At 34.6% G+C, this 15,261-nt stretch carries 11 protein-coding genes; 5 read left to right on the top strand and 6 right to left on the bottom strand.

What is annotated here, in order from left to right:
* The first annotated feature begins 60 nt into the window (after positions 1-60).
* The 3 genes from KMW28_RS15510 to KMW28_RS15520 all read left to right on the top strand — a co-directional run bounded on the left by KMW28_RS15510 (position 61) and on the right by KMW28_RS15520 (position 5,633).
* On the top strand, positions 61-1,380 hold the full coding sequence (locus tag KMW28_RS15510; RefSeq protein WP_066204931.1) for a tetratricopeptide repeat protein: 1,320 nt from the start codon (positions 61-63) through the stop codon (positions 1,378-1,380).
* 123 nt (positions 1,381-1,503) lie between these two features.
* On the top strand, positions 1,504-5,079 hold the full coding sequence (gene smc / locus KMW28_RS15515; protein WP_169662634.1) for a chromosome segregation protein SMC: 3,576 nt from the start codon (positions 1,504-1,506) through the stop codon (positions 5,077-5,079).
* 155 nt (positions 5,080-5,234) lie between these two features.
* Positions 5,235-5,633: a hypothetical protein gene (locus tag KMW28_RS15520; RefSeq protein ID WP_169662635.1), complete on the top strand. Its 399-nt coding sequence runs from the start codon at positions 5,235-5,237 to the stop codon at positions 5,631-5,633.
* 246 nt (positions 5,634-5,879) lie between these two features.
* On the opposite strand, the gene KMW28_RS15525 is transcribed toward KMW28_RS15520, so the two are convergent.
* Positions 5,880-6,833: an electron transfer flavoprotein subunit alpha/FixB family protein gene (locus tag KMW28_RS15525; protein ID WP_169662636.1), complete on the bottom strand. Its 954-nt coding sequence runs from the start codon at positions 6,831-6,833 to the stop codon at positions 5,880-5,882.
* Positions 6,834-6,874: 41 nt separating this feature from the next.
* Complete coding sequence (locus KMW28_RS15530; RefSeq protein WP_169662637.1) at positions 6,875-7,606, bottom strand: electron transfer flavoprotein subunit beta/FixA family protein; 732 nt, start codon at positions 7,604-7,606, stop codon at positions 6,875-6,877.
* A gap of 314 nt (positions 7,607-7,920) precedes the next feature.
* Between KMW28_RS15530 and KMW28_RS15535 the strand changes: the two genes are divergently transcribed.
* Positions 7,921-8,478 (top strand): ferritin, encoded by a 558-nt coding sequence (locus KMW28_RS15535; RefSeq protein WP_169663007.1) that lies wholly within the window; start codon positions 7,921-7,923, stop codon positions 8,476-8,478.
* A gap of 58 nt (positions 8,479-8,536) precedes the next feature.
* Here KMW28_RS15535 and pncA read toward each other — a convergent pair whose 3' ends face one another.
* Positions 8,537-9,172, bottom strand: coding sequence for a bifunctional nicotinamidase/pyrazinamidase (pncA, locus tag KMW28_RS15540; protein ID WP_066204908.1), 636 nt, complete (start codon positions 9,170-9,172; stop codon positions 8,537-8,539).
* A gap of 152 nt (positions 9,173-9,324) precedes the next feature.
* On the opposite strand from pncA, the gene KMW28_RS15545 reads away from it, so the two are divergent.
* Positions 9,325-10,398, top strand: coding sequence for a M42 family metallopeptidase (locus KMW28_RS15545; RefSeq protein ID WP_169662638.1), 1,074 nt, complete (start codon positions 9,325-9,327; stop codon positions 10,396-10,398).
* 29 nt (positions 10,399-10,427) lie between these two features.
* Here the strand turns inward: KMW28_RS15545 and KMW28_RS15550 are convergent, their stop codons facing one another.
* The 3 genes from KMW28_RS15550 to KMW28_RS15560 all read right to left on the bottom strand — a co-directional run bounded on the left by KMW28_RS15550 (position 10,428) and on the right by KMW28_RS15560 (position 15,129).
* Entirely contained in the window at positions 10,428-11,108 is a 681-nt protein-coding gene (locus KMW28_RS15550) for a VOC family protein (RefSeq protein ID WP_169662639.1), read from the bottom strand.
* 115 nt (positions 11,109-11,223) lie between these two features.
* Positions 11,224-11,628, bottom strand: a complete 405-nt coding sequence (locus KMW28_RS15555; protein ID WP_183363924.1) for a hypothetical protein — start codon at positions 11,626-11,628, stop codon at positions 11,224-11,226.
* A gap of 33 nt (positions 11,629-11,661) precedes the next feature.
* Complete coding sequence (locus tag KMW28_RS15560; protein WP_215585752.1) at positions 11,662-15,129, bottom strand: hypothetical protein; 3,468 nt, start codon at positions 15,127-15,129, stop codon at positions 11,662-11,664.
* Between the last annotated feature and the right edge of the window lie 132 nt (positions 15,130-15,261).

The raw sequence follows: 15,261 nt of genomic DNA on the forward strand, positions 1-15,261 counted from the left end.
AAATTGTTAATTTAATAGAGTATTCTATAATCCAATATACTACCACTTTACTTATTTACGATGACAAGACTTTACTCATTAATACTTATAATACTTATTGCTGCTTCAACGACCTTTGCTCAAGACGAATCTTCTGCCGAAGATTATTTTGTAAAAGGTGAAGTTTATGCAAGTGTCGGCCAATTACCTGAAGCGATAATGTCCTATGAAATTGCCATTGCCAAGGATTCCACAAATGCTTTATATTATTATGCCTTAGGACTTGCTCAGATAAGACATAAAAGACTAGGAGAGGCTATTGACGCCTTTAATACAACTATTGAGCTTGACTCTAATAATTTAGATGCACATCTTAAATTAGCTTTAATTGCTAAAGATGACAAAGATTATGAAATGGCCATTAAACATCTAGACGAAGCCTTCCGGATCACTCCGGACTTAGATCGAAAATTGGCCTATAAAACTAGAATTATCAATATACTTGATAAAACAGGAAAATTCGATCAAGCAGGTCCTCATTTGGAAGATGCCAAGAGTGTTCATCCTCAGAATAGCTATATTTTATATATGGATGCCAAATATCATAATTATGTAACAAAAAACTATGAATTGGCGAAAACAAGTATGCAGATTGCTATCGATAAAATGGAGGAAGAAAAAGGAAAAGCTCATGATCATTATTATTATGAATTAGGGTTTGCACATCACTCTCTCGAAGAATATGAGAATGCCACTTCTGCTTTTAGCCAAGTAACCAACGGGAAGATTAAAAGCAAGACAACTTCAATGTCTCCAAAATATCAATATCAATTGGCCTTAAGTCATTTTCAGATGTACGACATTAAACGCTCTGAAAAGATTCTTAATGCTGTGATCAAGATGAATAATTCCTTTGAGCCTGCTTATGATTTACTTATTGAAATCAAAGAAAATACTTTGGATAGACATGAGGTAGTAAAGCTTTTAGAACATAAGGTTTCCATTCAAATGGATAATACAAGAAAAGTTAGAATTTTGGCCGACTTAATTGATTTAGAAATTAAATACGGTGATTATGCTAATGCTAAAAAGCACATCAAAGAATTTGAACAATGCGGAATCCCACTACCTGATGTTCGATTTATGGAGGCAATCATCGATTACAAAGAGAATAAATTTGATGATGCTAGAGATAAGCTTTTAACAATAATGAATACAAAAGAATCGAAAACGAAGTATAAAGCACTTATGCTTATTGGCATGATTCAGATGTATGAAAAAAATTATGAAGCTGCAAAAATCACATTTTCTCAAAATTTCCCAGGAGAATTTAAAGTAGCTTCAAGGGAATATCTCAAATCAGTCAACAAAGAAGTCGATATCGCAAAGAAAAATAAATAATACGATTTACTAATTTCAGCTGTTTATCATAAAAAAATATTGAAGTCACCCTAATTTAGGGTGGCTTTTATTATGCAACAAAATCTTTTATTAGTTACATTTGAAAGATCCAATAGTTATGAAATGTTACTAAAAAAGTTAGAAATAAAAGGTTTTAAAAGTTTTGGTGATAAGGTCACTTTAAACTTTGATTCGGGTATTACTGCTGTCGTAGGACCTAACGGTAGTGGTAAATCCAATGTTGTTGATGCTATACGATGGGTTCTTGGCGAGCAAAGTACAAAAGCTTTGCGTTCGGACAAGATGGACAACATCATTTTTAATGGCACAAAATCGAGACGTCCCCTTCAAATGGCTGAGGTGTATCTCACGTTTATCAACAATAAAAACCTTTTACCAACAGAATACACAGAAGTAACTATTGGAAGACGTTTCTACCGTTCTGGTGAAGGTGAGTACTCTTTGAATGGGGTCCCTTGTCGTTTAAAAGATATTCACGGACTTTTCTTAGATACTGGTATTGGATCAGACAGTTATGCGATCATCGAATTAAAGATGATTGATGAACTATTGAATGATACTCAAAATGCTCGTCGAACTTTATTCGAGGAAGCAGCCGGAATTTCAAAATTCAAGAAAAGTAAAAAAGAAACGCTCAAAAAACTTAAAGATACGGATGCTGATTTAGAACGTGTAGACGACCTTCTATTTGAGGTCGAGAAGAACATGCGTTCATTAGAAAGACAAGCAAAACAAGCACAACGCTATATCAAATTAAAGCAGACGTATAAAGCTTCTAGTATTGAATTAGCACTGAAAAAAGTATCTACTCAGGCAGATGAACTGCATACGTTGGCCGATAAAATGACCAACATCAATGAGGAGAGAAATCAGACTATAAAGAATGTAGAAACATTAGAAGCCTCTATCTCTAAGGAGAAAAAGGAATCTATTGATAAAGAAGAATTGTTGGCTTCTCGCCAAAAGACTTTGAATGAGCATATTTTAAAAATGCGTCAGATTGAGTCGGAGAAAAAGATTAAGGGAGAAAGAAGACGATTCTTGGAAGAGAAAAAAGCAACCCTTCAAAGTCAGGCAACACAAGACAGAGAAGCAGTAGCCCTTTCTCAACAAGGTATTGAAGCGTTACAAATTCAGTTAAACTCCATCGAAAAAATGGTGATGGAAGTAGAACATGAATTGGACAATACCCAAAGACAAAGAGACGATCAAACGCAAAAAACAGATGAGTTGGAAGTAAAAACCAACGAGTTTGAGCAGATGGTAAAGAACAAGCAATCTGTTATTTTCCAACTGAAGCAAAAGATCGAAATCAATGAGGTACAGCTCTCTGCATTAAAGCAAGAATTAGAACGAGCTCATGAAGAATCGAACGATAAAGCCTCTAGTTTAGAAGAGTTTGATACACAATATGCCTCTTTAGAAGGCGAACGTTTAAGTGCTCAAGTGGTGTATGATGAGGTGAAAGAAAAACACACCCAACATCAAGAAAAAATAAGAGCTTGCCGCGAAGAATTAGAACAAGTTAAGGATCGTTCATCAGAAATTTTTAGAATTCTTGATGCCAAAAAGAACGAACATAAATTAACTAAATCTTTGGTGGACAACCTTGAGGGATATCCTGAGGCCATCAAATATTTAAAGCAAAATACCGATTGGGCAAAAGAAGCTCCGATGTTATCCGATACGCTGCATTGTAATGATGAGTACCGTGTTGCAATTGAAGGCTATCTAGCTCCTTATTTAAACTATTTTGTTTTAGAAACAGAAGATGATGCTTGGAAGGCGGTGAACCTTTTAGAAGAAATGAAAAAAGGTAAAGCCAACTTCTTACTACTTGATAAATTCGAAGGCTATAAACCTTCTCCAAGAAAATCTGTTGATGATGCTATCCCTGCATTAGAAGTGGTAGATTACGACGATAAGTACGCTTACCTCATTATGTACTTATTGGACGGAGTGTACATTGTGCATCGCAATCAGAATAACTTACCTAAAAACGACAGTGTTATTCTAGTCACGAAAAATGGTAAGGCGATTCGACGTAAGTCAGCTATTTCTGGTGGTTCTACGGGATCTTTTGAAGGTAAATCTTTAGGTAGAGTAAGACACTTAGAACAATTGACAGAAGAGATTGAAAGTCTGGAACAAGAAGTTCAAGAAATTCACATCAAGAAAGTAGAAAAGCAAGCAGAACATAAATCTTTACTACAGGTAAATATGCAGCACGAATTGGAAAGTGCTCAGCATAATTTACAAGTAGTTTCTCAAGAACTCATCAAAATTAAAACTCAGAAGGAAGAATTTTCAAAATTCTTAGCACAGAGTAGTAATAAAAAAGAAGAGATCTTGGAGAGAATTGGTCAGGCTGAGGTGGAAATATCAGAAGGTAGACCTCAACTCGAATCTGAATCGGGTGCCATAGAATATATGGAAGAAGAGTTGTTCGAGATGAAAGATCAATTAACTATTGAGAAAGAGAAAAAAGTAGAGCTTTCGAGCAAATACAATCAACTACATATTAATTTCCTTCAGCAGGAAAATCAGTATAACTCTCTTAAAAAAGAAATTGATTTCAAAAACGAAGACTTAGAAAAAGCACACCTTCGTATTGATCACAATTTTGAAGAGATTCAAAAAGTAGAAACTGAGTTATTAAAATCAGATTCTATGGATGAAGAGGGTGCGAGTGCTTTGGAACGTATGGAGATCGAGCGTTTAAACATCGAAAAAGGTGTTTTTGAAGCCGAAGCATCCTATAAAGCAGCCAAAGAACTTATTGCTGATACTGAAATTGAGATCAAACAAGAACAACAGAAAAAAGAGCATATCGATCAGGAGTTACTGTCTGCCAATGAGCGTATCAGTACTTTACGACTATCGCTTACCTCAGTAAAAGAAAAAATTGCTGTGGAGTTTGAGGTTGATCTTGAACAAATGCTTCTTCATAAAAACAAAGAAGAAGACGAGGAAGAAAATCCATACAAAGCCATGCACATCTTCGAGTTGGAGCAGGTAAGTGAGGATGCAAAACGTAAGTTAGCCAACCTAGGTGCAATTAACCATACAGCAATTGATGCTTTCAACGAAATCAAAGAGCGTAATGCATTTATTTTGGGTCAGAGAGACGACTTGAATAAGGCAAAAGAGCAATTGATGAAAACGATTGAAGACATCGACAATATTGCTGAAGAGAAGTTTATGACTGCCTTCACTCAGATTCGTGATAACTTTATGGAAGTATTCCGATCGTTATTTACAGAGGAAGACAACTGTGATTTACGTTTAGCCGACGAGGATGATCCTTTGAACTCTAAAATTGAGATTCTTGCTCAACCAAAAGGTAAGCGTCCGTTAACAATTAACCAATTGTCTGGTGGAGAGAAAACACTTACGGCCACTGCCCTATTGTTCTCCATTTATTTATTAAAGCCAGCGCCATTCTGTATTTTCGATGAGGTGGATGCCCCTCTTGATGATGCCAACGTGGATAAGTTCTGTAGAATTATCAATAAATTCTCTGGAAACTCACAGTTTATTATTGTTACCCACAACAAAAGAACAATGGCAAGCACAGATGTAATCTATGGTGTAACGATGATTGAACAGGGTGTAACTACTGTAGTACCTGTAGATATCAGAAATACTCCTCAGTTAGAGGCGTTTACCTCAAAATAATATACTGTACATTTATTTTAAACGATGTTCATTTACGTACATTAACTAATTTAGACTCAACATTATAAATTACTGATAATCTGATATTTATATAAATGTTTTCAATTTTTGAATCATAGAGTTTGTAACTAATATTCTCTCAATGTTCTAAAAAGATGAAAACTCGATTTATTAAATACTTATGTGTCCTCTTTATCCCTTTACTTTTTTCGTTTACCTCTCAAGACGATACTTTACATTTGCATAGCGATGATAAGAAGCTATTCTATTACCACAGTGAATGGTACAGTTGTGCAAAAACAGGAAGAGACCTTCTGAAGAATAAAAAGCAATTACTACATGCTATAGAGTGGATTGATCATAGCTTAGACTTAGATATCAATACACTTAATTTAGAAATTAAAGGAGATTACTATTTGAAAGTTGGTGATCTACTATCAGCAATAGAACAATATAAGAAAGCGTTAAAAGTAAATTCTACTCAGTATTGTCTGGAAGAAGATTTTAAAAGAATAGAAAAGAAATTAGCGAAGCTGAACCGGAAAAAAGAATAACAAAATTCTCTATAAAAAACTGAACCTCAACATTCTCATGTTGAGGTTCTTTATACGATTTTCATCAGTAGTTTGCCAGAATGAAAAAAATGTCCGACTAAGTTAAAAAAATCTTCTGATAATACTATTGTATCATCGAAGTATTACAAATATAGGGAACTATTAATAAATATCAATAAGTTCCCTAAATATTAACAAATAAATTTTAAATTTTGGAAACAATTCCAAAATTCAAGCTTATTTCTTCTAATTCTGTGAATTTTTGATGGCCTCAATCAATTTAGGCACTACTTCGAAAGCATCTCCTACTACACCATAATCTGCCGCTTTAAAGAACGGAGCCTCAGGATCTTTATTAATCGCTACAATCACTTTAGAAGAGTTGACCCCTGCCAAGTGCTGAATAGCACCAGAAATACCTACAGCAATATATAATTGAGGAGCTACCTTAATACCTGTTTGTCCTACGTGTTCGTGGTGAGGTCTCCAATCCATATCAGATACTGGTTTAGAACAAGCTGTTGCAGCCCCTAACGTGCCTGCTAGATCTTCGATCATTTGCCAGTTTTCAGGACCTTTCAATCCTCTACCTGCTGATACTACTTTATCTGCCTCTGGTAAAAGGATATCACCTTCTTGCTTATGCACACCCACTCTTTTCACTCCGAAATCAGCATCACCGAAAGATACAGAGAATTCTTCTACTGCAGCATCTGTACCTGTTTCTTCTAATTGAACTACATTTTTAGCGATTGTAATTACTTTATTTCCATCAGGAACACTTACATAAGCAAATGCTTTTCCTGTAAATACACCTCTTTTTACCGTAAATCCATTAGATGTATCAGGTAAATCCTGAACATTTGCCACTACTGCACTATTGGTTTTAATCGCCACTCTAGCAGCAACGGCATCTACCAAAGATGAGCGTGACATCACAATTGTAGCGGCTGAAACTTCTGCTGCAGCGGCTGCAATTAACGTAGCTGTGGCTGCAATAACACCATCGTTTAGTCTTTCGTCTGAACAATGAAGCACTTTCGCTGCACCAAACTTACCTACTTTTTGTAATTCAGATCCATCAATTGAGCCCATTGCTACCGCAGTAACATCGCCTAATTTTGAACCATATGTAACTGCTTCTAAAGAGGATTTCTTAATCACCCCGTTATCTGCTTCTATAAATACTAATACTGACATTTTATTCTATTTTATGTGTTAAGTGGAAAAGTAAATTGATATTAAAGGACTCTAGCTTCGTTTTTCAACAAACCTACTAACTCGTCCATCTGACCTGCATCGACCATTTTACAATCGCCTTTTTCAGCCGGTAATTCGAACGAATCGTATGATGTTAAGCCGTCTACTCCTACAGGTTCAACGACCTCTAGTGGTTTCTTTCTTGCCATCATGATACCTCTCATATTTGGAATCTTCCATTCAGCAATTGGCTCTTGACAACCCGCTACGAATGGCATGCCCACTTCCACTTCTTCGTGACCGCCTTCGATTTCTCTATGTAATTTAGCTGTAGATCCTTCAACTTCTAATCGCATAGCAGGTGCAATTGAAGGAATCCCCATCAATTCGCCTACAAGACCATGAACTAAGCCAGAGTTAAAATCAGAAGATTCACGACCCATTAAAATCATATCAAAACCTTTGTCTTTAGCATATTCAACAATTTGTTTTGCTACAAAAAGTGAATCTGTTGGTTCTGCATTAATTCTTACGGCATCATCAGCTCCGATAGCTAATGCTTTTCTGATAGATGGTTCAGTATCTGCTAAACCTACGTTTAATACAGTAACTGACCCTCCTTCTTTTTCTTTGATTTCTACGGCTCTAGCCAATGCAAAATCGTCGTAAGGGCCTATAATGAATTGAACACCATTGGTGTCAAGCTTGTTGTCTGCAAACTTGATTTTTGTTGTCGTATCCGGAACGTTACTAATACAAACTAAAATTTTCATGTGTTATTATTTTTTGGATAAGGCTGTACAGTAAATACAGCTTAGTTTTTATTATAATGTTTTATTGGTTCTGCTAAAATAGTATGCATGCATAATAAATTCCAAACTTTATTTAGAATAATTATTAAAAAACATTCACAAACTAGATTTATAGTGATATGTGAAACAAAATCCTTTGAAAAGTTTTTACTTTGTAAGCATGGGTTTAAATTAGTTTCTATCTAAACTCTGATAATGGAAATATTCAATTGAATTTATTAAAGTATTGAATAGCTTCCTAACAAAATTTGAACAATTACATCCATATTACGAAAATGCCAATTACTAAGAAAAGATTACAGACCTCTTTAAATCCAGAGGTAGAGAAAATGTTAAACCAACAGGTACAATTAGAAGATCAATCCTCACAGTATTATCTTTCGTTTGCCTCTTGGTGTGAGAGAGAAGGGTATGTAAAGGCTGCCGAATTCTTATATGAGCATGCTGAAGAAGAAAGACAGCATATGTTGAAATTCTTCAAGTTTATCAATGCAGTTGGTGGACATGCTTTAGCTGCAGAAATTACACCGGTACCTTATGAGTTCGAATCGCTTAGACAAGTATTTGAATTGGTATTAGAGCACGAAATTAAAGTTACAAAGGCTATTAATGAGATTGTGGACTGTTGTTTCCAAGCTAAAGATTTTAGCACATTCCAATTCTTACAATGGTTTGTTGCTGAACAAAGAGAAGAGGAAGAAACAGCACGTACAATACTTGATGCTTTTGATATTATTGGAGAAGACAGTCCACAAGGTATGTGGATGATCGACCAAGAAATTGGAAGGATAGGTGCAGAAGGCATAGATTCTGATATGGGAGATCAAGCTTAGATATAAAAAAAAGGATACTTTAGAGTATCCTTTTTTTATGGCTTTGATTATCTAGTAATTAATAATCTCCACTAAATACTTTTTCTAGTTCATAGCTTTTTATTACCCTTATACCAGATACTTTCATATCGGTGATGGCGTTTTGCACATCATTTGGTCGATAATTAATACCTCTTGATGCATCTTCTATCATGAATGTTTTATAACCTAACGATTTTGCATCGAGCGCAGTAAACTTCACACAGAAGTCCAAAGCAATACCTGCTACATAAACTTCAGTTACTCCCTTCGATTGTAAAAAGTCATGAAGACCAGTATCGTTTAGTTTTTCGTTATCATAAAACCCGCTGTAATCATCAATATCTTCGTTTGTTCCTTTCCAAAATACTTTTTCAATTACTTCCGTATTAAGATCAGAAGGGAATTCTGCTCCATGAGATTCTTTTACACAATGCGGAGGCCATAATATCTGAGGAACTTCATTTACTTCAACAATTTCTCCTACTTCTCGATCCTCATGATTTCGTGCAAAACTTTTATGTGTAGCAGGGTGCCAATCTTTCGTGGCCACTACTACATCAAAATGGTGGTTTATGTTATTAAGCACTGGAATAATTTGCTCTCCTTCCGGGACTACTAATAGTCCGTCGGTAAGAAAATCATTTTGTACATCTATTATGATTAATGCACGCATATATATATTTATGTAAATGATGGTTCAAAAAACATCTCAATTTAATATATCACCAAAAAAAATCATAAAGATGATACAAGAATAAATCGATCTATGTAACTTAACGTAATAGAAAACGATTAAGGTTTGTTTTTAAAATATTTTAAAACAATATGGATCAACATAGTAAAGATTTTTTATACAAATATCTAAATAACGCTTCTCCAACAGGATTTGAGGCTGAAGGTCAAAAGATTTGGTTAGACTATATTAAACCATATGTCGACGAGACTTATGTAGACAATTATGGTACCGCAGTAGGTATTGTCAATCCTGATGCTCCTTACAAAGTAGTTATAGAGGCACATGCCGATGAAATTTCTTGGTATGTGAATTATATTACTCCAGAAGGATACATTTATGTGATTCGTAATGGCGGTTCTGATCATCAAATTGCAACTTCTAAAAAGGTGCTTTTACATGGTGAAAATGGCATTGTGGAAGGTGTGTTTGGTTGGCCTGCAATTCACACACGTAAACCTGGTAAAGAAGCAAATCCATCTCTAGATAATATCTTTATTGATGTTGGGGCTGATTCTAAAGAGGAAGTAGAGGAAATGGGTATTTTCGTAGGTACTGTAATCACTTACCCAGACGAATTAGGCGAACTAAATAAAGGTCGTTATTTTACTGGTAGAGCTCTTGATAATAGAATTGGCGGTTTTATGATTGCCGAAGTAGCTCGTCGTATTAGCGAAGAAAAATTCAAGGTTCCTTTCGGTTTATATGTTGTTAACGCTGTACAAGAAGAAGTGGGATTAAGAGGTGCTGAAATGATTACTCAACACATTAAACCTAATGTAGCTATTGTAACTGACGTTTGTCATGATTCTTCTGCACCAATGTACGATAAGAAAACTGAAGGAGATACGAAAGGCGGTAAAGGTCCTGTACTTACTCTTGCTCCTGCTGTACAAAATAACTTGTTGAAGATGCTAATTAATACCGCTAAAGAGAAAGAAATTCCTTTCCAAAGAGCTGCCTCTTCTAGAGTTACAGGTACAGATACAGATGCTTTTGCTTATTCTAACGGAGGTGTACCATCGGCATTAATTTCCCTGCCTTTGAAATATATGCACACTACGGTAGAAACTGCACATAAAGATGATATAGAAAATACCATCAAATTGATGCATGAGTTTGTGAAACAATTAGAAAATAATCACGATTTCAGATACATCAAATAGTATTTGATGAAAACGCAGGCAAGATCAATTTATGGTTTTGCCTGTTTTTTTATGTCTAATTTTCCTTCTAAACAATTCAAGTGATAATCTACCCCATCATTATCGAAATCTAAGGTGAAGGAGATTATTTCGGGATAAATATCTGTCGGAAACCATTCTGTTTTTTTCTCATTATCAATACAAATAAACAAGCCATATTCATCTCCTATCGCACAAAAACGATCCATATTCCCATCATAAATAGGCAAATTACATTTTGCTAATTCCTGATAAATACTGGAAATCTCTTTAGATGGAAGACCTATTTCTGAAACACAACTGATGTTATGAACATCAAATGATTTGGTGGCTTTTTGATTTAGATTTCTTCGACCTATAAACTCAACTATATTGTGATCTTTGTCTTTGAAATACATAGCTTCGGCATTCCAAGCAGAGAAATCAACCACTTCTTTTTCTTCATAAGGTATTAATCTCGCTCGCTCTTCTAGCCAATGCTTTGCCTCATCAATTTGATTAAACGGAATATTAAAGGCAAAATGATATGGTTTTGCTTCTAGTGATTTCTTGAAGGTTAGTCGACTACTTCCTATCTGAACACTAAATTTAAGTAATGTCTCTTCTAACAATTCAAATCCCAACACTTTGGAATAGAATAGCTTTTGAGCTTCAATAAAACGACAATCGAGAGTTAAATGTTGAATATTCATAATAGATAGAAAAGAAATAGTTGAACCTTCAATAGATTTAATATCTAAAATACATAAAAAAATGGATGCCTCAATTGTTTTGAAACATCCATTTTTATCAAATTCAAAATAAGAATTAGTTCATCTTTGGAATAGTAATTCCTTTTTCCTCACCGATGATTACATTAATCTTATTTAGTTTATTTTTCTTAAGCTTTGTTGATTTCAAGCCATCCTCAGAAACCAATTTTCCTTTTTTGGCTACAACATAATATGCTTTTTCTTTCAAACCTTTAGTGAATTTCACTCTTCCATTATGGTTTGTTTTTGTCTTTGCTTCTACGCCATTTTCCTCGTCCCACGCATCATCTTCAGTTTCATAAATAATTACCGTAGCACCTTCAACAACATTTCCTTTAGTATCCATTACTGTTACTTGTAGCACAGGATTGATGAAATATGTCGTCGATTCCGATGAAGATGGTAGATTAAAGCTAGAAGCTAAAATACCAATAAAAATTAGTACGATTAGTTTACTCAAATTAGTCATAAAAAGTTCTATTTGAAGTTGAATTTAAAAATCATGCCCTAAAGTTACATAATACTTTGGTTTTGATTGTCTAAATCCGTCTTCAATTCCCCAAGCAACGTCTAATTTTAAGTAATAACCTAATAATGTGGTTCTAGCACCTACACCATGCCCCATCAAGAAAGGATATCTAAAGTTCTTCACGGTAGCATCAAAAGCACCCGAAGATATCTCTTCAGTATTTAATGAGTTATCCTCTTCAAATGGGTTCACACCAGTCCAAGCAGAACCAATATCAAAGAATACGGTCAACTGTAAATCTCTAAGTAATTTTGATTTTACTGGTCTCTTCGTCAAGAACTTCATGACTGGCATTCTCAACTCCGCATTAAATAACATGTAATTCTCACCTTCCCACTTGTTCCAATTAAAACCTCTCATAGGCATATTGAATTGGGTGAAAAATAAATGAGTTAAATCGGCTTCTTCAATAGTTTGATTTTCTCTCGGCACTCCCCTAGGGTCGCTATCCATTGAACCAAAGGCCCAGTTATCCATACCTCCTAAACGATACGTCATTGGTGTTTTTCCGAAGAACGATCCTGCAGATGCTCTCAAAGCAAGGGTCATCGATCGAAGTACTTTTTGATAACGTCTGATATCGAAACTTAAATTTTGGAATGAAAAAGATATATCATTTAATCCCACATAGTTCTCGTATCTTATTTTTGCACGAGTACCAATCAACATGTTTTTCCCTCTCTCTAAGCTGTTATCAAATACATATTCTACGTTAAAACCTGTCCAAAAACGTTTGGTATCAGGAACTGTTAAACCAGGTTGAAGTGAGGTATCAGAATATCTTGTGAATGTTAGGAAAGGTTGGAATTCAATTCTACTACGAATACTTACTGGTAATGAAATTCCACCTTCATAGTACGATTTAGAATATTTCTGTGCTCTTTGCTCTATTTCTAAAGCATTTCTTTCAAAACGAAGGGAGAAGTCAACTCGACGTTTTAAGTAAAGATATTCTGCGAAGAAGTTACCATTGTTTAAAGAGAATGTTCCAAATAAACCTGCATTGATTTTATGGTTTTCCATTGCATCTGTCATCATTACTTCAAACTGAAGTCCTGAACCGTACAATGGGTCAAATCTCATGTTGGTATTGAATCCATCCACAGAAAATCTTGTTTCGTAATCTCTCGATTTTGTAAACATAGATTTCTTTTTGGTTGCTTCATTTTTCGCTTGTAATCTCGAATTATATTTTGCCCAAAACGCATCTCTTTTATTTTTACTGTAAGAGAAGAATTTGTAATTGTCTGTATTGGCTTCTTTTCCGTTATCAGAATAAGTGGGTTTATTTGGTAAGATGCCATCATTAGCTTCTTCTTCTTTCTCTTTTGTAGAAGTGATGAACGTGAAGTTATCAAAATCGATCTCTTCATCCATAGGATCTACAACCACTTTTGGTTTCTCTTCCTGAACAACTAATTCCTCTTCTTTTTCTTCCAAAGTAACCGTTTCCTGTTCTTGAGTTAAGGAATCCGTGTCCTCCCAAACTATTTGCTCACTTTGTGCACTATCTAACTCTTCGGTAGTTTCTTTTAAGAAATCCTCTTCTAATTTTGCTTGATAGATAGAATCTTGAATTCGTTTAAGTTCTTTCATTTTTTGCTGTTCTCTAAACAGCGCCATACGTTTTTCTTCTTCCTCCTTACGTTTACGTTGTAGTTCTTTCTTCTTTTTAATCTCTCTTAACTCCCTCAGATCCATAATCTGCTGTCTTCTTGTTTTAGGAGTGAACACATTTTTATTTGGGTTAATTCTACCCTCATACATATGTTCTTTCTCATCTTGATAAGCAATAAACGCTACTCTTTTACCTGAAGAAGAAAAATCTTTAATACTGTATTTAAAGTTGGATACCTGACGAGTTAATGAATCCGTCAATTCATATACAAAAAAGTTTGTAATACCTTTTCGATCACTAAGGAATAAAACTGTACTATCGTTCACCATTTGAGGTTTGAAGTCTTTTCCTAAATTATTGGTCAGACGTTGCAGCTCTGTTGGCTTACTTTTATCGTACTTATATAAATTAAACGTACTTGTGATGTCTTCTATATTTCCCTTTTTTGACTTAGTAGAATCATTGGTTCTGTTTGATGAGAAAATGATATCATTACTATTGTTCATATAAGAAGGTGATAAATCATCGAAATAATCTTTGGTGATTTGTCTTGTTCTTCTTCGGGCAACATTGTGTTCGTAAATATCAGTTTGACCTCTTCTCTCAGCACTCATCACAATTCGTTTTCCATCCGGAGAAACTGATACATCATTGATATGATCAAATTTAAACTCAATTTTACGCTTCAAGTATCTAAAAAATGTATTGAAACCACCTTTGGATAAATTATAAATCCACATATAGTTTTGTCCTTTCTTCTGTGAAAAAACAACTAATTCATCTTCTGATATCCAATCTACTAATGGCACATCATAATCAATTTGCTGATTTACGACTTTATAGCCACTTTTAAATACTGTAGTGTTTTTCTTCTTCTCTAAATCGTAAACATTGATCTTATATTTACCATTCTCATTTTCAGTATACGCTAACTTTGTCCCTTCTGGACTATAGTTTACTTTATTATAAATTCTTGATTTTCTATTTCGTTTTATTCTGTTTTTGGCATCGATGTCTTTATAGTTTTTATCCAATGTCTTGTGCTCTGCTAGATAAAACTCTTTCCAACCTGCTATAAATTCTTCATAGGATATCCCCAAAGTGTTTTGTATGGCGACTTTTTCATCCCGAATAATTTTCGTCAGGTTTAAAGTACTGGCCATATTACTTTTTCCATAGGTTTCCACCAAGTAATTCCAAATGGACTGACCTACAATACGGGCATCATCACCTTCTATGTATCTAATATTTGGGAATTTCTTTGGATGTCTAGAGAAAAAGTCTCTTACCATATCGTCCATTTCTCTTGACCAACCTCTAGCGATATAATCAGAAGCTCCTACAACAAACCAATTGGGTAAGTTCAGTAAGTAAGACGATTTAATCATATCTTTTAACGAACCACCGTACATCATTTCAAAAATAAATGCATCGGAAATAGCTCTTTTCACTTCCTCTTCAAAAATTTCTTTACTCCCACTAAAAGACACCTCTACCTCTGAACGAATAAAATTTGTTTGTCCAGTAGCAGCATATCCTTGTTGAAATAAACCAATATTACTTTGTCTTAAATCTTGAATGGAATTATAGACAAGCACCTTCGTTTTATAAAAAGGAGCATGACCAATCGTTTCGGTTAAATACTGATATTCTCTCTCAGCTATCTCACCTGCGATCTTGGCAATAGTGATTCCATAGCCATAATAATACAGCTCGAAATGTTCTGTTTCTATATAACTCCAATCAAAAACTTCGTATTGTACACGGTTTTTTCCAAACTTATCTAAGTGGAAAAAATGTTGTGCATTTACCATAGAAGTTATGAATAGAAATAATATTGGTAATGTTTTACTAAAATTTATTCGCATAGTAAATGTCCTCATTTGAGTAAGTCAGATTTTTTGAAGAAGTCTAAAAGCCTGCCAAAGAATGATGTAAAGGGTTAA

Origin of the sequence: Flammeovirga yaeyamensis (assembly GCF_018736045.1) — a bacterium.
Lineage (GTDB): Bacteria > Bacteroidota > Bacteroidia > Cytophagales > Flammeovirgaceae > Flammeovirga > Flammeovirga yaeyamensis.